Source organism: Mycobacterium sp. AZCC_0083, from assembly GCF_014202335.1.
Lineage (GTDB): Bacteria > Actinomycetota > Actinomycetes > Mycobacteriales > Mycobacteriaceae > Mycobacterium.
Genome location: NZ_JACHGP010000005.1, coordinates 150866 through 169070, shown reverse-complemented (window position 1 = coordinate 169070; position 18205 = coordinate 150866). Strand labels below are relative to the sequence as shown.

General features: G+C 64.3%; 15 protein-coding genes and 1 pseudogene. 12 read left to right on the top strand and 4 right to left on the bottom strand.

Annotation, left to right across the window (positions count from 1 at the left end):
• Positions 1-10 precede the first annotated feature (10 nt).
• The 12 genes from HNP02_RS13940 to HNP02_RS13885 all read left to right on the top strand — a co-directional run bounded on the left by HNP02_RS13940 (position 11) and on the right by HNP02_RS13885 (position 13726).
• Positions 11-1363, top strand: a complete 1353-nt coding sequence (locus HNP02_RS13940; protein WP_255506506.1) for a phenylacetate--CoA ligase family protein — start codon at positions 11-13, stop codon at positions 1361-1363.
• Positions 1360-2061: a hypothetical protein gene (locus HNP02_RS13935; RefSeq protein WP_184439295.1), complete on the top strand. Its 702-nt coding sequence runs from the start codon at positions 1360-1362 to the stop codon at positions 2059-2061. The genes HNP02_RS13940 and HNP02_RS13935 overlap by 4 nt, the downstream gene beginning before the upstream one ends.
• Positions 2061-2516: a CAP domain-containing protein gene (locus HNP02_RS13930; RefSeq protein ID WP_184439293.1), complete on the top strand. Its 456-nt coding sequence runs from the start codon at positions 2061-2063 to the stop codon at positions 2514-2516. The genes HNP02_RS13935 and HNP02_RS13930 overlap by 1 nt, the downstream gene beginning before the upstream one ends.
• 383 nt (positions 2517-2899) lie before the next feature.
• Positions 2900-3658, top strand: coding sequence for an ABC transporter permease (locus HNP02_RS13925; RefSeq protein WP_184439859.1), 759 nt, complete (start codon positions 2900-2902; stop codon positions 3656-3658).
• On the top strand, positions 3655-4509 hold the full coding sequence (locus tag HNP02_RS13920; RefSeq protein ID WP_184439291.1) for an ABC transporter permease: 855 nt from the start codon (positions 3655-3657) through the stop codon (positions 4507-4509). The genes HNP02_RS13925 and HNP02_RS13920 overlap by 4 nt, the downstream gene beginning before the upstream one ends.
• Positions 4510-4512: 3 nt before the next feature.
• A complete protein-coding gene (locus HNP02_RS13915; protein WP_184439289.1) occupies positions 4513-5943 on the top strand; it encodes an MCE family protein in 1431 nt (476 codons plus the stop codon).
• Positions 5944-5986: 43 nt separating this feature from the next.
• Positions 5987-7015, top strand: coding sequence for a virulence factor Mce family protein (locus tag HNP02_RS13910; RefSeq protein WP_184439287.1), 1029 nt, complete (start codon positions 5987-5989; stop codon positions 7013-7015).
• Positions 7012-8343: an MCE family protein gene (locus HNP02_RS13905; protein WP_184439285.1), complete on the top strand. Its 1332-nt coding sequence runs from the start codon at positions 7012-7014 to the stop codon at positions 8341-8343. The genes HNP02_RS13910 and HNP02_RS13905 overlap by 4 nt, the downstream gene beginning before the upstream one ends.
• A complete protein-coding gene (locus HNP02_RS13900) occupies positions 8340-9713 on the top strand; it encodes an MCE family protein (RefSeq protein ID WP_184439283.1) in 1374 nt (457 codons plus the stop codon). Before HNP02_RS13905 ends, HNP02_RS13900 begins: the two co-directional genes overlap by 4 nt.
• 11 nt (positions 9714-9724) lie before the next feature.
• Positions 9725-10843 (top strand): virulence factor Mce family protein, encoded by a 1119-nt coding sequence (locus HNP02_RS13895; RefSeq protein WP_184439857.1) that lies wholly within the window; start codon positions 9725-9727, stop codon positions 10841-10843.
• A gap of 2 nt (positions 10844-10845) precedes the next feature.
• Positions 10846-12351: an MCE family protein gene (locus HNP02_RS13890; protein ID WP_184439281.1), complete on the top strand. Its 1506-nt coding sequence runs from the start codon at positions 10846-10848 to the stop codon at positions 12349-12351.
• 331 nt (positions 12352-12682) lie between these two features.
• The gene (locus HNP02_RS13885; protein ID WP_184439855.1) at positions 12683-13726 is read left to right on the top strand and encodes a methyltransferase; all 1044 of its coding nucleotides are present in this window, start codon (positions 12683-12685) and stop codon (positions 13724-13726) included.
• 238 nt (positions 13727-13964) lie between these two features.
• Here the strand turns inward: HNP02_RS13885 and HNP02_RS13880 are convergent.
• The 4 genes and pseudogenes from HNP02_RS13880 to HNP02_RS13865 form a co-directional block, all read right to left on the bottom strand.
• Positions 13965-14829 (bottom strand): annotated as a pseudogene (locus tag HNP02_RS13880) (LLM class flavin-dependent oxidoreductase).
• 383 nt (positions 14830-15212) lie between these two features.
• Entirely contained in the window at positions 15213-15713 is a 501-nt protein-coding gene (locus HNP02_RS13875) for a DUF3830 family protein (protein ID WP_184439279.1), read from the bottom strand.
• Positions 15710-17113 (bottom strand): amidase, encoded by a 1404-nt coding sequence (locus tag HNP02_RS13870; RefSeq protein ID WP_184439277.1) that lies wholly within the window; start codon positions 17111-17113, stop codon positions 15710-15712. Before HNP02_RS13870 ends, HNP02_RS13875 begins: the two co-directional genes overlap by 4 nt.
• Positions 17110-18159, bottom strand: coding sequence for a D-2-hydroxyacid dehydrogenase (locus HNP02_RS13865; protein ID WP_184439275.1), 1050 nt, complete (start codon positions 18157-18159; stop codon positions 17110-17112). The genes HNP02_RS13870 and HNP02_RS13865 overlap by 4 nt, the downstream gene beginning before the upstream one ends.
• Positions 18160-18205: the final 46 nt, after the last annotated feature.

The following is an 18205-nucleotide window of genomic DNA, read 5'->3' as shown; positions in this document are numbered from 1 at the left end:
CCGGAGGATGATGACCACGAACGTAGAACTTCACGACGGCGGCCTGGCCGACGACATCGCCTTCGTCGACCGGCGGTTTCTGGAGCCTGCGATCGAGACGGCCTCCCGCGACGACATCACCAAACTGCAAGAGCGGCGCATTCTCGAGCTGGTCGACTACGCGTGGTCGCATTCGGCCCTCTACCGCGAGCACTGGTCTCAGGCAGGGGTTTCGCCAGCCGACATCGGATCGGTCGAAGACTTCGTGCGCCGCATCCCGACCATCAGCAAGGTCGACATCCAGGCCTACCGCGATCGCACTGGCGACCCCTACGGTGGTCTGCTGTGCGTTGACCCCGCCGACGTAACGTCGATCACCTCGACGTCGGGCACGACCTCGCTTCCCGAACCGATTCCGGAGATCTGGACGACCGCGCCACCGCTGCCGACCATCTCCGCCCGTGACCTGTGGGAGATCGGAGTGCGGCCCGGCGACCGCGTGATCATGCCGACCGGAACCTTGCGCAACTACTTCGATGACTTCTTCCACACGCTGGGTCTCGTCCCCGTCTTCGTCGACACGTGGGTCGGCGAGGGTGAACGCGTACTGCAAGCCATCGAGCGTCACCAGGTCGCCTATCTGCAGTTCATGCTGCCGCTGGTCATGGAGTTCGAACGTCTTGAGGCGAGATACGACATGCGCACGATGCTGTCGTCATTGAAGGGAGCGGCCTTCGCCGGACAACCGCTCGGCAAGGTCCTCACCAGCAAGATTCGTGATGGATGGGGAGTTGATCTCTACACCTACACCAGCGCCGGTGACACCGGCACCGCCTGGGAGGGCCGCGAGCACGACGGCTACTACCTCTGGGAGGACACGGTTTTCGCCGAAACCTACGACCCCGTTTCCGGCGCGCCGGCCGATGACGGCGAACTCGGCGAACTCGTGGCCACCGACCTCGACAACTGGGCGGCGCCCTACATCCGATTTCGCTCAGGTGACCTCGTCCGGCTCACCCGCAAGCCAGGGCGGCACGGACGCACCCACAGTCGGATCTGGGTGGCGGGCCGTACCGGGGACGAGAGCGTCGTAGCCGGCAAGGCGATTCTGGTTGCCGACGTCTGGGAAGCCGTCGAGACGGTGCCCGAGCTCAGTGATGGGGTCTTCCAGATCGTGAGGTTCGCCGATGACATGGACCGCTTGCGGTTGCGGGTCGGCTACGCCACGGAGCGCACCGGCGACATCGACGAACTCGCGACCCGGTCGACGGCGGCGCTGCAGAAATTCTTGGGCGTTGGCGTCGACCTCGAATTGTGTCCGACCGACGATCTGTTGGCACGGAGCACGAGCGTTGCCAAGTTCCCGCGGGTGGTGAAGGCATGAGCCGGGCAACCATGATCGAGGCGGCGGCGCAGCTGCCCCGCTCGCCGCTCTACGGGCTGGCCAGTTGCAAAGTCGGAACGACCTACTTGGACTTCGAAGTCGGCTGGCCCGAGTTCGAGCGGGACACCCAATGGGCAGAGGCGCAACTACGCCAAGCCGGCTTGGGTCGGGGTGACATGGTGCTGACCACCTTGACGAACTGGGAGTCGCCCTGGACGAGCCCGGTCGTACACGCGCTGCGCAGTATCGGCGTGACCTACCTGACGGCCGAAGTGTTCGCCTGGGACGTTCGCCGGATATGGATGTTCCTGCAGCGCTTCCCGGTCAAGGCCGTCATCGGGATCGGTGGTCAAACCCTCACCGCGCTGACGGAGGCAGGAGCTCCCGTGCGCGAACTGCTCGGGAAACTCGAGATCATCTGGGCGAGGCCCAACGCCTTCGCGGCGTTGGGGGAGCACCAGCCCAGAGTTCTCCCCTTCGTGCGGTTCGGGCCTGCCCTGGCGATGGGCCGTCCAGGAGCTTCCACCGCCTTGATCAACGCGAGCGAGTGGAACGTCGTCGAGACCGCCGATGGGCTCGTCGTGTCGAGCGTCGCCGAGCGCGCCGCGACGTTCCTCAACATCGCCACCGGGTTCCGTGGCACCGCAACACGTCTCGGCGATGAGATCGCGGTGAGCTTGGCAGCCGAGCCCGTGTAATGCGACGGTGTTCGCAGTCGGTGCGCCGCTGGGGTGCTGCGACCGCGAACGCAGACAACAGACGACTCAACTCACGCGTGGCCGCCAACGTGTACACCGTTCAGCATCAGGCCGGCTGCTCCACTGATCTGAAGATCAACCCGCAGTTGCGGTCGGCCGCACAGTGGCATGCCGACGACGTACTCGACAATCGCGCGCTGGACGGCGACATCGGCTCCGACGGTTCGGCCGTTCAGGATCGCGCCAACGCCGCCGAGTTTGAGGGAACAGCCTCGGAGACGGTTGCGATCAACCCGGCGTTGGCGATCGGCGGCATCGAGATCATGAACGACTGGTACTACCGGCCGGACTACATCGCCATCATGTCCAATTGCGCCAACAGCCAGATCGGTGTCTGGTCGGAGAGCAGCCTCGACCGCACCGTGGTCGTCGCGGTGTACGGCACACCGGCTTGATCGGAACCCGGACGCAGCGCGAATCTGAGCGCAGAACGATGCCGCGAACGTCTTCGTCTCGTTGCCAGCCCCGCGGGCTTCGGTTCGAGTGTTCGTCGGCTGCCGCAGGCTATGCCCGTGCCGACCAACCGACTCCGGGGTACGAGAATGGCGCCAACCGCTCCGGGTGTATCACTGTCTCGCAGCCAAAGATTCGATCCACTTGCGGAGCGCCGGACCCGTGCATTAACGCGTGCCGCGCAGAGCCGTCGCGGGAGCCTTACGTGTAAGAACTTTTTGGACTTTACGTGTACACCGCGTTGCTATACATGTACAGTCCGTGTTCGTACACTCAGTCCACTACCTCCGCGTCTCATGACAGCAAAGGGGCGTCCGTGATCTCGATGGGATCGACCGCTGCACCCGTCCGGGCCGTTGGCGGCTTCTTCGCGATGTCGCTGGACACCTTCGTGCTGATGTTTCGCCCCCCGTGGGCGTGGCGGGAATTCCTGCTGCAGACTTGGTTCGTCGCCCGGGTATCGCTGTTTCCGACGATCATGCTGGCGATCCCGTTCACCGTGCTGACGACGTTCACGCTCAACATTCTCTTGGTCGAGATCGGAGCGGCAGACTTCTCCGGGACCGGTGCTGCTCTCGGCACCGTCACGCAAATCGGTCCGATCGTGACGGTGCTGGTCATCGCCGGTGCAGGAGCAACGGCAATGTGCGCCGACCTGGGGGCGCGCACTATCCGCGAAGAGCTTGATGCCCTGCGGGTGCTGGGCGTCCACCCGGTTCAGGCGCTCGTCGTGCCGCGCGTGCTAGCCGCCACACTCGTCTCGTTGATGCTCGCCGCGTTGGTGACCCTGGTGGGCATCGTTGGCGGCTTCTTGTTTGCGGTGTACTTCCAGCACGTGAGCCCCGGCGCGTTCGCTGCGGGGCTCACCTTACTGGTGGGGACATCGCAGGTCATCGTCTGCCTGATCAAGGCCGCCATCTTCGGTTTGGCCGCCAGCCTAATCGCCTGCTACAAGGGTATCTCGGTGGACGGCGGTCCACAGGGGGTGGGCAACGCGGTCAACGAAACCGTCGTGTACACCTTCTTGGCGTTGTTCGTGATCAACGTGATCGCCACCGCGGTGGCAGTAAAGGCCACCGCATGACGGCATCGGTTGCCAGCACTCAATTCCCGCGAATTCGCCGGACGGTGAGCGGGTGGCTAGACGACTGGGACCAGATCGGCCGACAGACGCAGTTCTACGTCGACACCGTCAGAGGCATCCCCGACGCACTCCGCCATTATCGGACTGAGTTGGTGCGGCTGATCGCACAGATGAGTCTGGGAGTCGGAGCACTCGCGGTCATCGGCGGCACGGTCGTCATTGTCGGATTCCTCACCCTATCGGCAGGCTCGCTGATCGCCGTACAGGCATACAGCCAACTCCAGGAGATCGGCGTCGATGCACTGGCCGGATTCACCTCCGCCTTCCTCAACGTGCGCTTGACCTCGCCGCTGGTCGCCGGCATCGGTTTGGCCGCCACCATTGGCGCCGGCTCCACTGCGCAGCTAGGGGCGATGCGTATCAGTGAGGAGATCGACGCGCTCGAAGTGATGGGTATCCGATCGGTGGCCTACCTCGCATCCACCCGGGTCATCGCCGGCGTCGCGGTGGTGATCCCGCTCTATTGCGTCGCAGTGCTGATGGCCTTCCTCGCCACACGCGTGGGCACCACCTTCGTCTACGGCCAATCCACAGGCGTCTACGACCACTACTTCAACACCTTCCTGAACCCCACCGATCTGATCTGGTCGTTCCTACAGGCCGTCGCGATGGCGATCGTAATCATGCTGGTGCACACCTATTACGGCTTCAACGCCTCCGGCGGCCCCGCCGGGGTGGGTGAAGCCGTGGGGCGTGCCGTGCGGACGTCTCTGGTGTCCGCGGTGTTCGTCACCCTGTTCGTCTCACTAGCCATCTACGGCCAGTCTGGCAACTTCCACCTGTCGGGATAGCCGATGGATGCAAACGGACGACACAGGCGGATCAGCCCGCGACGGTGGACGTTGATCCTGCTGAGCACCATTGCAATGCTCGTGTTCTTCTCGCTGTCACTGTTCGCAGGCACCTTCCGCTCCTTCGTTCCCGTGACCCTCGTCTCCGAACGTGCGGGCCTGGTAATGGAGACGGGCGGCAAGGTCAAGATGCGCGGTGTCGAGGTCGGCCGCGTCGAAGCCATCCATGGGGACACCGGCCAGGTAGAACTCAAGCTCGACATCGACCCCGATCAGGTTCGCTACATCCCGGCGAACGTCGCGGCTCGGATACGCGCCACCACTGCCTTCGGCGCCAAGTACGTCGAGCTGATCTACCCCACGGATCCGAGTGTGAAGCGTCTGTCCGCCGGGGCGGTGATCCGCTCCGAGAACGTCTCGACCGAAGTCAACACCGTATTCCAAAACCTGACCAACCTGCTCGACAAGATCGATCCGGCCAAGCTCAACAGCGTGCTCTCCGCATTGGCAGAGGGCTTGCGCGGGGAGGGCCCCGCCATCGGTCAGGCCACGACTGATGCCAACGAGGTCCTCCTACAGCTCAATCCGCGCTCCGAGACGGTGCGCCGGGATTGGCAGTCGCTCAAAGGTTTTAGCGACACCTACAGTGCAGCCGCACAGAACATTCTCGCCGTGCTGGACGCCGCAAGTACTACCAGCGCGACCGTAGCCGACAACGCTTCGGCCCTGGATCAACTCCTCACCGGCGTGATCGGCTTTTCGCGCAGCGGCGTGAATTTGCTTGCTCCCGCCAAAGACAGCCTGGTAAACGCGGTCAACATCCTCGAGCCGACGACCCGATTGTTGATGAAGTACAACCCGGAATTGACCTGCTTGATCGTCGGCGGCAAGAACGTCCTCGACCGCGTCATCGGACCGACCGGGGGCGCCAACGGTTACTCAGACGTCGTCGACGCTCAACTGCTGTTCGGCAAGGACCCTTACCGGTATCCGGACAATTTGCCCATCAATGGGGCCAAAGGCGGACCTGGAGGCAAGCCGGGCTGCGGATCGCTTCCGGACGCTGCCAAGAACTTCCCGGTCCGAAACCTCGTTACCAACACCGGATTTGGGACCGGCCTGGACAACAGGCCCAACGTCGGTATCGGGTTCCCCGGGTACGCCGACTACTTCCCGGTGACCCGTGGCGTTCCACAGCCACCGAGTATCCGCCATCCCGGCGGGCCGGCACCGGGGCCAATTCCCTACCCGGGCGCGCCGCCGTACGGCGCGCAGCTCTACGCCCCTGACGGCACACCGCTCTACCCGGGCTTGCCGCCGGCACCGCCGCCAGGGGCGCCGCGCGAGCCTGGTCCGCCGCCACCGGGAGCCGAACCGCCCATCGTTACCGACCCTGCCGCCGTACCCCCACCTCCCGCGGTGCCGTCGCCATGATCGATCAGCACCTGCACGATGCGACCCAGGACAGGACAGTCACGTGAAAGACAACCTGGCAGGGGCAGTGTGGCGCCTGGCCATCTTCATGGTGGTGTGCCTCTTCGGTATCTTCTCGATCTTTGCGATCTTTTCCCAACTCCGGTTCGGCACCGAGGAAACCTACAGCGCGGAATTCACCAACGTGAGCGGGCTGGAGAAGGGAGAATTCGTCCGAATCGCCGGCGTCGAGGTCGGCAAGGTCAAAAACATCCTGATCCAATCGGACAACAACGTGCGGGTCGACTTCACCGCGGACCCGACGGTGGTATTGACCCACGGCAGCCGCGCTGTCATCCGCTACGACAACCTGATCGGCGGACGTTACCTCGCCATGGAAGAGGGTCCAGGAGACGCCAAGAAACTCAACCGCGGCGACACCATCCCGCTGTCCAACACCTCGCCCGCCCTCGACTTGGATGCACTGATCGGTGGCTTTCGGCCGTTGTTCCGCGCGCTGGATCCCGACCAGGTCAACGCCCTGACCGGTCAGCTCATCAAAGCCTTTGAGGGCCAAGGGGATACCATTGGCTCCTTTTTCACTCAGACCGCTGCACTGACGAACACACTGGCCGACCGCGACCAACTGATCGGCCAGGTCATCGACAATCTCAACACGGTTCTCGGCTCACTAGGGGACCAAAACACACAGTTCGCCAAAGCGGTGGATTCGCTGAGTCAATTAGTGGCCACATTAGCCGGCCGCAAGAAAGACATCAGCAACACCGTGGCGTACGCGAACGCTGCCGCTCGATCCATCGCCGACTTGCTCGCCCGGGCGCGCCCACCCCTTGCCAAGGTGGTCCACGAGACTGATCGCACCGCCAGTACCGTGCTGGCAGACAAAGACTACTTCGACGAGATCATCAGAACACTGCCCGAGGCCTATCAAATCCTGGGCCGCCAAGGACTCTACGGCGATTACTTCAGCTTCTACCTGTGCGATCTGATCATCAAACTCAACGGCAAAGGCGGACAGCCGGTCTTCGTCAAGCTTGCCGGTCAACCAACCGGAAGGTGCACTCCGCGATGAAACTCTTCGAGGAACGCAATCCTGCACTGATCGGTGCGGTCGGGGTCGCGCTGACTCTGGGTGTGATGTTGGTTGCGCTCAACTACGACACGATCCCGGTGTTCAACCAGAACAAGGCGTTTTCCGCCTACTTTGCGGAAGCCAGTGGGCTGATAGCCGGGGCGCCCGTGCAGGTGTCCGGCTTCAAAGTCGGAAAGGTACAAGAAGTCGAGCTCGATGGGGCCCGCGTCTTCGTGACGTTTGAGGTGGACAAGCAGGTTCACCTCGGGGACCGTACCGAGGCAGCGATCAAGACCAAGAGCCTTCTGGGCGCCAAGGTTCTTGAAGTCACACCGCGCGGAGACGGTCAGCAGTCTGGGCCCATTCCTCTCGATCGGACGCGCCCCGCCTATGAACTGCCCGATGCGCTCGGGGATCTGACATCGACGATCAGCGGGTTGAACACCGACCAACTCTCGCAGTCGCTTTCGGTGCTTTCCGATACTTTCAAGGACACTCCGCCCGACGTGAAGGTCGCCGTACAGGGCGTCGCGCGATTCTCTGACACACTTGATCGCCGTGACGCGCACCTGCGCACCCTGCTCGGCAGCGCTAATACAGCCACCACCGTGCTGGCCCAGCGCACCGACCAGATCGTCGGCCTCCTCGGCGACACCGACGCCCTGCTCGTCGAGTTGCAAACCCAAAGCAGCGCACTAGATCAACTGTCCGGCAATATCTCTGCAGTCGCCCGGCAGATCAAGGGATTCATTGCCGACAACCGCGACACCTTCAAAGGAACACTGGACAAACTCAACGGCGTCTTGACCATCGTCGACAACCGCAAGGCGCAGCTACAAAAGGCCATCAAGGGCCTCAATGGGTATGCGACGTCGCTTGGAGAGTCGGTGTCGTCCGGCCCGTTCTTCAAAGCCTATCTAGGCAACCTGCTGCCAGGTCAGTTCGTCCAGCCCTTCATCGATGCGGCGTTTTCCGACCTTGGTCTCGACCCGAACACCGTGGCGCCTTCCGACCGTGCCGACCCCCAGTTGGGACAGCCTGGCACGCCCGCACTACCGGTGCCCTATCCGCGGACCGGGCAGGGTGGCGACCCCAGATTGACCCTGCCCGACGCCATCACCGGCAACCCGGGCGACCCGCGCTATCCATACCGCACCCCTGCGCCGGCGCCGCCGCCAGGTGGCCCGCCACCTGGGCCCCCTGCGGCGACGCAAGGGAACCCGCCCTATGTAGTGGTGCCGACCGGCACCCCGCCGGATCCCATCGACCTGCCCACCCCTGGCCAGATCCCGCCGTTGCCGGCGCCCGGACAGGGAGGCGGACAATGACCCGTTCCCGAACCACCCGCATGGGTTTAGCGCTGGCATTGGTGGGGTTGCTGATCGCCGGCGTGGTCGTAGCCACCAGGTCGGCGGCCGATATGAGCAGGAGCCGTGTCGTCGGATACTTCGCCAATAGCAACGGGATCTTTCCCGGGGACGAGGTCCGCATCTTGGGGGTGCCCGTCGGAAAGATCGACACCATCGAACCCCAGCCCAACGGAGCCAAGATCACCTTCTGGTTCAACGACAAGTACAAGGTGCCCGCCGACGCAAAGGCGGTGATCCTGTCGCCCTCACTGGTGGCCGTCCGCGCGATCCAGCTCACTCCCGCGTGGACCAGCGGGCCGACGATGGCCAGCGGCGCAACCATCCCGCGGGATCGCACCGCCGTTCCCGTCGAGTTCGACGACCTGCGCCAACAACTGGAGAAACTCACTGACACATTGCAACCCACACAACCCGGCGGCGTCAGCACGCTGGGCCAGTTCATCAACACTGCCGCCGACAACCTCCGCGGGCAGGGCCCTGATATCCGCGATGCCCTCATCAAACTGTCCCAGGCTTTCTCGGCCCTCGGCGACCACAGTACGGACCTGGTTAGCACCATCAGTAATCTGTCGAGCCTGGTGACTGCCCTGCAAAGCAGCAAGGATCTCCTGGTCAGTCTCAATCAGAATCTGGCGTCGACAACCGGGCTACTGTCGAACAATCCTGACGGAGTCGCTCATGCCTTGACCGACGTCAACTCGGTAGTAGACGACGTCCATACCTTCGTCGCCAACAACCGCGAAACGTTGGGCACGACAACGGATGAGTTGGCGTCGATCACGAACGCTCTCAACGACAGCCTCCCCGACGTCAAGCAGACGCTGCACATAGCCGCGCCGGCCTTCTCGAACTTCGTGAACATCTATCAGCCCGCGCAGGGGACCCTGACCGGAGCGTTGGCTGTCAACAACTTTGCCAACCCCATCCAGTTCCTGTGCTCGGCAGTTCAGGCCGCATCGCGTCTCGGCGCCGAGCAGGCCGCCAAGCTCTGCGTGCAGTATCTGGCACCGATCATCAAGGACCGGCAATACAACTTCCCGCCCCTTGGCGTCAACCCGTTCGTCGGTGCAACGGCACGTCCCAACGAGGTCACCTACAGCGAGGACTGGCTGCGCCCCGACTACATCCCACCACCAGATCCGGCGAGCGCGGCCGCCCCGCCCGCTCCGCCGCCGGCGCCGCTGGCCGCCGAAACACCGGCGGCGTCAACGAATACGACGCCACCCAACGCTGGGCCAGCACCAGATGACACCCCTGAGGACACCCAAGCCACGGATCCGACCAAAGGTCTGGAAGGCCTGATGGCTCCGCCAGGAGCCGGCTCGTGAACTCGTTGCGTATGCAGGCCGCCGGAATCCTTTTCGTATTGACTCTTTTTGGCCTAGTCGGCTGCGATTGGCGCGGTGCCAACTCGCTGCCGCTGCCCGGCACCGAAGGCGGAGGGTCCGGCTCGTACACCATCCAAGCTCAGTTGCCCGACGTGGACAACATCGACCGTAACTCTCGGGTGCGCGTCGGTGACGTGACCGTTGGCAAAGTCACCAAAATTGAACGCCAAGGCTGGCATGCATTGCTGACCATGACGATCAACGGTGACGTGGACCTGCCCGCGAACGCTAGCGCCAAGATCGGACAAACGAGCCTGCTGGGATCACTGCATGTCGAGCTCGCTCCACCGCAAAGCGTTCCTCCCGAGGGGAGATTGCACGATGGCTCGCTAATCCCGTTATCGTCCAGTTCGGCCTATCCCAACACCGAGAAAACCCTTGCGGCGTTATCGACGTTGCTGAACGGAGGCGGAATCGGCCAGATCCAGGAGATCACCCAAACGCTGTCCAGCGCGTTCGCCGGTCGCGAGAACGACCTACGCAGCCTGATCGCGCAACTGGACACGTTCGTCACCTATGTCAACGATCAAAGCGGCGACATCATCGCCGCCACAGATAGTTTGAACAATCTGGCCGGACAAGTAGCCGCGCAGAGACCGGTGGTCGACAAAGCGCTCGCGACCGTGCCAAAAGCCTTGGGGGTTCTCAAAGACCAGCGGGCCAACCTTGCCGATGCGCTCACGGAACTTGGCAAGTTCAGCGCGCTGGCCGCCGACTCGTCCAACCAAACCAAGGAAAATCTCATCAAGGAACTCCATGACCTGGGGCCGGTGCTGCAGTCCCTGGCCGACAGCGGTCCGGCACTGACCCGCTCGCTGGACTACTTTTCTACCTACCCATTCCCCAAGCCGGCTTTGCGAAATTGGCTGCGCGGTGATTACGGGAACCTCACGGCAGTCATCGATTTGACGTTGAGCCGACTTGACGCGTCCTTCCTCACCGGCACCCGTTTCGAGGGTGACCTGACCAAACTCGAGCTGCAATGGGGTCGCACGATCGGTCAAATGCCGAGCCCGTATACAGCGGGCAATCCGCTCGTCGCGCCCTACCGCACAGACCAGGGGCCCTAACGATGCATCTGCCCCGCCGGATCCGCATTCAACTCGCAGTCTTCATCGCGATAGCACTAACCGCCTTCGTGGTGATGGCGATCGGCTATATGCGGCTGCCCAACCTGCTCTTCGGTATCGGGCACTACACGGTGACGGTGCAGCTGCCTGAAACCGGCGGACTCTACGAGCGGGCCAACGTCACCTACTACGGAACCGAAGTGGGACAGGTCGAGACGGTTCGGCTGACTGACTCGGGAGTTGTCGACGCCGAGCTGTCGCTACGCTCCGATATCAAGATTCCGTCCGACCTGAAAGCCGAGGTGCATTCTCAGACTGCGGTCGGTGAACAGTATCTGGCGCTTCTACCGCGCAACGGCACCGCGCCGCCGCTCAAGGACGGGAGCGTCATCCCGCTCGGCGACGCCCGTGTCCCCCCGGATATCAACTCGCTGCTCGACGCCACAAACCGTGGGCTGCAAGCAATTCCCGGCGACAACCTCAAAACTACGGTCGACGAAGCCTACGCCGCAGTGGGTGGCCTCGGCCCGGAGATCGCTCGGCTGGTGAAGGGCTCGACAGCGCTGGCCACCGACGCTCGAAACCACCTCACCGACCTGACCAACGTAGTTGACAATGTCGGCCCGATTCTGGATACCCAAACCGACACTGCCGATTCAGTCAAGGCATGGGCGGCGCATTTGGCGAACGTGACCTCGCAGATACGTGACAGCGACCCCGCTGTGCAGGGGATCTTGCAGAAGGGCGGCGGCGCGGCCGATCAGGCGCGGGCCCTGCTCGATCGGATACAACCCACCCTGCCAATCATTCTGGCCAATCTGGTCAACGTGGGCTCCGTCGCGGTCACCTATCGCGACAACCTGGAACAGATCCTGGTGCTGCTGCCACAGGGAACCGCGATCACCTCCGGCGCGGGAGTGGCCAACGCAGGTGTCCGTGGGCCGTACAACGGTGCCTATTTGAGCTTCAACCTCAACATCAACGTGCCTCCGACATGCTCGACCGGTTTCCTGCCGCCGCAACAGCAACGTTCGATGAGCATGCAGGACTACCCCGATCGCCCGGCGGGACTGCTGTACTGCCGTGTCCCGCAAGACTCGGCGCTCAATGTCCGTGGGGCCCGCAACTATCCGTGCGAAACGCGGCCCGGTAAACGGGCAGCCTCGGTCGAGTTGTGTGAAAGCGACGAGCCCTACGTACCGCTCAACGACGGCTACAACTGGAAAGGCGATCCCAACGCCACCCTGTCGGGCCAGAGCGTCCCGCAGTTCCCCAAGGGCATCGTCCCACCACCGGGTTACCCAGCCTCTGCCCCTGTGCCAGCCCCGGCCGCAGTGCCATCACCCCCAGCGGCCGCGCCACCGCCAATCGCCGTCGCCGAGTACGACCCCGCAACTGGTAGCTACGTCGGACCCGACGGTCACGTCTACACCCAGACGGACTTGATAGAAGGCGCGAACCAGAACAAGACCTGGCAGTCGATGCTCGTCCCACCCGGAACACCATGAGGGCAGTGTCGATGACCACACCGGATACCGACGCCATCGGCGATACATCGTTGAACGGCAACGTCGTCGACGACGAAGCCGACCGTGGACAGGGAACTTGAGAAGCCACAGAGGAAGCGATTGAGATCGGCTGCCCACGGGCGCCGGAGATGTCACCAGAGGTGAGTCGAGCACCAGAGGCAGCGCCGCCAGCAGAACGAACTCCACCGGCGCAACTTCAATCGGTCCCACATCCTCCGAGGAGCGCGAATCGTTAGCCAAATAACGCGAATTGATGAGCCGTCGGGGGAACGCCGCCGATGATTTGCTTAGCCTCGTCGGTATGAGACCGATGCGGGATAGCACACCACTCCTGTCGACCGCTGGGCTGGATCCGTCACACATCATGGAAGTCGGCACAGGGTTTTGGCCGTCGAAGACACTGCTCTCGGCCGTCGAGCTCGACCTGTTCAGCCATTTGGGCGCCGAGTCGATCTCTGGTGAGGAAGTCGGTGCGCGGCTCGCGCTGCACCCGCGCGCCATATACGACTTCCTTGACGCCCTGGTCGCCTTGGGCTTCCTCGAGCGCGAAGGGGAGGGGACCAACGGCCGCTATCGCAACAGCGCCGAGACGGCGGCGTTCCTCGACAAGCAAAGCCCCACCTATGTGGGGGGATTCCTCGAGATGTGCAACACCCGGCTCTACAGGGTCTGGGGTGAACTGACTGAGGCACTCAAGACCGGCGAGCCCCAAAGCGAAGTCAAGCTCAAGCCGTTCTTCGAGGAGATCTACAGCGACCCGGCGAAGCTTGAGCAGTTCATGCAGGCGATGTCGGGCTTATCGCTGGGCGACGCCCACGCCCTCGCGGAGCGGTTCGACTTCGGTCGTTACGGGACCGTCTGCGACGTGGGCGGGGCCACGGGCCGACTCTGTACGACCCTTGCCGGGCGCTACACCCATCTGCGCTGCACGACCTACGACCAGCCGGTGGTGGCGCCGATCGCCGAGAGGTCGATCGCCGCGGCCGGGCTAAGTGACCGCATCACCGTCGCCTCGGGCGACTTCTTCACCGGTGAGCTTCCGGAAGCCGACGTCATCACCATGGGCCACATTCTTCACGACTGGAATCTCGATCGAAAAAGACAGCTGATCAGCGCGGCCTACGATGCCCTGCCCTTCGGAGGGGCGTTCATTGTCGTCGAGCACCTCATCGACGACGCTCGGCGCGACAACGTGTTCGGGCTGATGATGTCGCTGAACATGTTGCTTACCTTCGGGGACGCGTTTGATTTCACCGGCAGCGATTTCGCCGGGTGGTGTCGAGAAGCCGGGTTCGGCGACATCGAGATCCTGCCGCTGACCGGTCTTACCAGCGCAGGCATCGCCTACAAATAGGCGATCGGTGCTCGGTCGATTTGGTTGGTGGGGTCGACGGGTGCTTCGGTAGATTCGCCGGCTCCCAGTTTGTTCGCGCCGTCGGCAACCTTCTGGACGACTCCGAACCTCGCGGTGTATTCCTCGCCGAGATCACGGTCGCTGTCCGCCTGATCGGCGCAGGGTGGCAGGCGCCTCGAAAGGTGACCCGATGAGCCGGCGACTGGCAGTTAAACTGTTCATACGCGAAGCTTTCCGATCATTGCCCGCTTCCAGCTCGGCATGTCGCAGTGGCTCGCAGCTTCTTGAGCCCGCGAAGGATCGTGGCCAACGGGATGCTCGCCGCTAACCCTCTGCGCAGGCTCGGTTGTAAGGTGCTGAGGTTGAGAACGACGGCATAGCGCAGTCCGTGGTCGCGCCATTGTGCTGCTTGGTCGATGACGTCGTCGGGTGTGCCGGCCAAGACGACTTCTTTCATCAGTGACATCGGAACTTGCGCGGTGTAGCGTCCGGTGGCCCGCAGCATCCGCGGACCGTGGGCGGCGATCCAGATTTCCGGCCACTTCCCACGATAGGGCGGCAGGTCGAACGCGGCGTTGTGCAGCGGGAAATACGGAGAGTCACGCGTGACGAGTTTCGCCGCCTGAGTCCCACAGCGCACGGATGGTGGCGATCGCTTCCTCGAACCGCGCTACCGGTTTGTTCCAGTCCACCCCATAGGGTTGGTTGCCTTCGCGTTCCCCGACCCCAATGCCCAGGATCGCCCGGCCATGGGTCAGCAGATGCAGTGTCGCGGCGGCCTGCGCGGTGACCGCGGGATTACGCCGACCAGCATCGGTGACACTAATACCAAGCCGCAACCGCCCCACCCGATTCCGCGCGGCAAGGTGCCCCAGCATCGTCCACGGTTCCAGGTAGGCATCGATCTTCGGTGTCAGCTTGGCTGTCCCGAGGTACTGCGGTGTGGCGATCGCTCGCGGCAACAAGGAGTTCAGATGGTCGGGCACCCACAATGAGTCGATGCGGCTCGCGACCGCGGTCAGGTAATTTGCTCGCAGCAGGGCGGTCGGGGAATGGCGAGCATTCAGAATCTCGCTTGCCAGACCGACTTTGAATCCGGACATGCTTCTTCACCCCCAGCGCCGGGACAGCGTGTCCGGGCGCATGCCTCGATGACAGTGCGCGAGCGGCGCTTCCACATGCCGACAAGGAGTCGCACTGACCGCACCGCCATCGCGCGCCGACCGTGGACATACGAGAATTCGATCTTGCAGTCCCATGGGGCCAGGCTAAGCCGAACCTCGGCGGCGTTCCTCCGATCCGGGGCCGATCTGCGCTAATTGGCCAATGATTCGCGTTCGATGGAAGTTGTCGCCACCCGGGCGGTGCTCCAACTCATTCGGCGTTGTATCGCACGCTGTAAGCCCTCAGAAGGACGACGATGGCTGGGCAGAGGCTGTGCGTCATGCCCAGCAGGGGTCGAGACGTTCAAGGCGGCAAACTGAGGTCAGTCCCGGCGGCTGAAGCTCAGGGTCTCGCCGCGCACGCCACCCATCCAGAGGTCCTGGCATGCCACGGTCATCTCGTCCAGTCCCTCGACGATGGCGCCGAAGACGTTGCCGGGCACCCAACCCTGGTCACCGTTGATCAGCAGGTTGTTCCGTCCGTAGAACAGGGCCAGGTCGACGATCGCGCCGGTGGTGCCGGTGCCCGTGGCGTTCTCGTACCCGTATGCCGGGTTGCCGAGGTCGTCGGAGTCGAAGGAGAACCAGCACAGGTCACCAGGGATCGGGGTCACCGTGATGTTCTCCTTGCCCGGGTCGGCCGGCGCGAAAACCGGTAACAGAGTGTAGATCTCGTTGCGCGCATACTTGCCGTGGTACACCTGGGCCCACAACGGCAACGCATCCCAGACCGCCGCGCAGGTCCGGGGTGCCGCGTCGTCGAGCAGCCGGGCAACGCAGCTCACCCCGCGCTTGTCCAATGACACCGTGATGAACCTGCTCATCGAATCTCCTCGGTCAGAAGTGCCGGATTTCTCACATGCCAGTCGGTGGCGGACTGATACGCCTGGCCGACCCGCAGGACCAGCGCGTCGGCGTGCCGCGGACCGACCACCTGCAGGCCGACCGGCAGTCCGGCTGCAGTGAATCCGCACGGCACGGTGAGCGCGGGCTGCTGGGTCAGGTTGAACGGGTAGGTGTACGGCGTCCAGCTCGTCCAGTCCTGCGAGTGCCAACCGTCCGGCGCGTCCTGCCCGGCGGGGAAGGCGGGCAGCGGAAGCGTCGGAGTGAGCAGCACGTCGTAGGTCCGGTGGAACTTGCCCATCAGCACGCCGAGGTCCATCCGCACGGCCGTCGCATCGAGATAGTCCGCCGCCGAGTATGCCGCCCCGACCGCCGCGGTCCTCCGCAGTCCGGCGTCGACTCGGTCGTCGACGGCATCGCCGTAGCCCCGCAACACGTGCGCCTCCCCGGAGAACCACAGCACGTGAAACGCCTCAACGGGATCCGCGAATCCCGGGTCGATCTCGACGACTTCGGCTCCAGCACTGGCGATTACGTCAACCGCGGCGCGTACCGCTGCATCCACCTCTCGGTCGTTGCGCACGAACCCGAGGTTGGGCGAGAACGCGACCCGTAGGCCAGCGACCCCGTCGTCCAGCCCGTCCAGGAAGGACGTCATCGGCGTCGGCATGGCCGTGCAGTCACGGGCGTCGAAGCCGCTGATCACGTCCAGCAACGCGGCGCAGTCCCGCACCGACCTCGTCATCGGCCCGACGTGGGACAAGCTGCCGAACGCACTCGCCGGATAGTGCGCGACCAATCCGTAGGTCGGCTTCAGCGCGACCGTGCCGGTGAACCCCGCCGGAATCCGGACCGAACCGCCGCCGTCCGTACCGACCGACCACGCGCCCATGCCGAGGGTGACGGCGGCTGCGCTGCCGCCACTCGACCCGCCCGACGTCGTCCCGGGATTCCAGGGGTTGCGCGTCACACCGTGCCGGAACGAATCGGTCACGCCCTTCCACGAGTACTCCGGGGTGGTGGTCTTGCCGAGGATGACCGCACCCGTCTCCCGCAGTCTCGCGACGCTCGGCGCGTCTTCCTCCCACGGGCCGGCCTCGTCGATCAGCGTGCTGCCGCGCAGGGTCGGCCAGCCACGCGTCCAGAGCGCGTCCTTGATCGACGTCGGGACGCCGTCACCGGGGCCCAGTGGTTCGCCTGCGTGCCAACGGATCTCGGACTCCTTCGCCGCAGCGAGTGCGCCCTCGGCGTCCACCAGAACGAAGGCGTTCACCTGGTCGTCGTACCGGTCGATCGCATCCAGGGCGGCCTGGGTGGCCTCGACCGGCGAGAGCGCCCTGCGCCGGTACGCCTCGACGAGGTCCATCGCCGACGGGATCATGGACGACCTCCTGGGCTGGATGTCGCCGGCAGCCCGGCTCCGGGAAGGTAGCCGAGCTTCTTGTCCACCACGTTGAGCAACGGTTCGCCGCCCAGCCAACGCCGGACGTTCTCCCCGTACTGCACGGCCAGGGTGTCCCGCCAGCCGACGACGTCCCCGGACATGTGGGCGGTGATCGTCACGTTCGGCGCGTCCCACAGCGGGTGCTCGGCGGGCAGCGGTTCGACGGTGAACACGTCGAGCGTGGCACCGCCGATCCGGCCTTCGCTCAGCGCGGCGAGCAGGGCGGACTCGTCGACGAGCGGGCCGCGGGCGACGTTGACCAGGTGTGCGTCGGGTTTCATCGCGCCCAACACCGCCGCATCAACCAGGCCGCGGGTCGCGTCGGTCAGCGGTGCGGCCAGGATGAGGTGGTCGCACCAGCCGACCTCGGCCGAAAGGTCGCCGCTAGCAACGACTTCGCCGAAGTCGGGGTCGCCGGCGCGCGCCCTGCGACCCGCGCCGCGGACGTCCATCCCTGCCGCGCGCAGCAGCCGTGCGATCTCCCTGCCGATCCCACCGGTGCCGACGACGAGGGCCCTGGCGCCGGTGATCTGGCGGGTCTCGCGGTGTTGCCAAACGTGGCGCCGTTGGAGGTCGAGGCTGCGGCGGCTGTCCTTGGCGTGGGCGATCACCGCCCCGAGTACGCACTCCGCGATCGGCCGGTCGAAGACCCCGTGCGCGTTGGTCACCACGACGTCGGAGTCGCGCAGCTCGTCGAACAGCAGGGTGTCGACACCGGCGGCGGTGACGTGGATCCACTCGACGGTGCCCGCGTCGGCCCACACGTCGCTGACTGCGGTGGAGAAGAAGTCCCAGAGCAACATGGCGCGCGCGCCGCGAACTGCCTCGGCCAGCCCGTCGGCGGCGCAGTACCGAAACTCCACGTCGAGTCCCTCGAGACCCGGCGGCCGCTCATCCGCCCGTGCGCAGAGCACCGCAACGACTGGGCGCCCATCGTTGACCGTGCGACCTGTGGCCGCAGCTGATTCGCGGGGCGTCGGCACGCGTTCGAGGCTAGGAACGCAACTGTCCGATTGTCAACAATCAGTT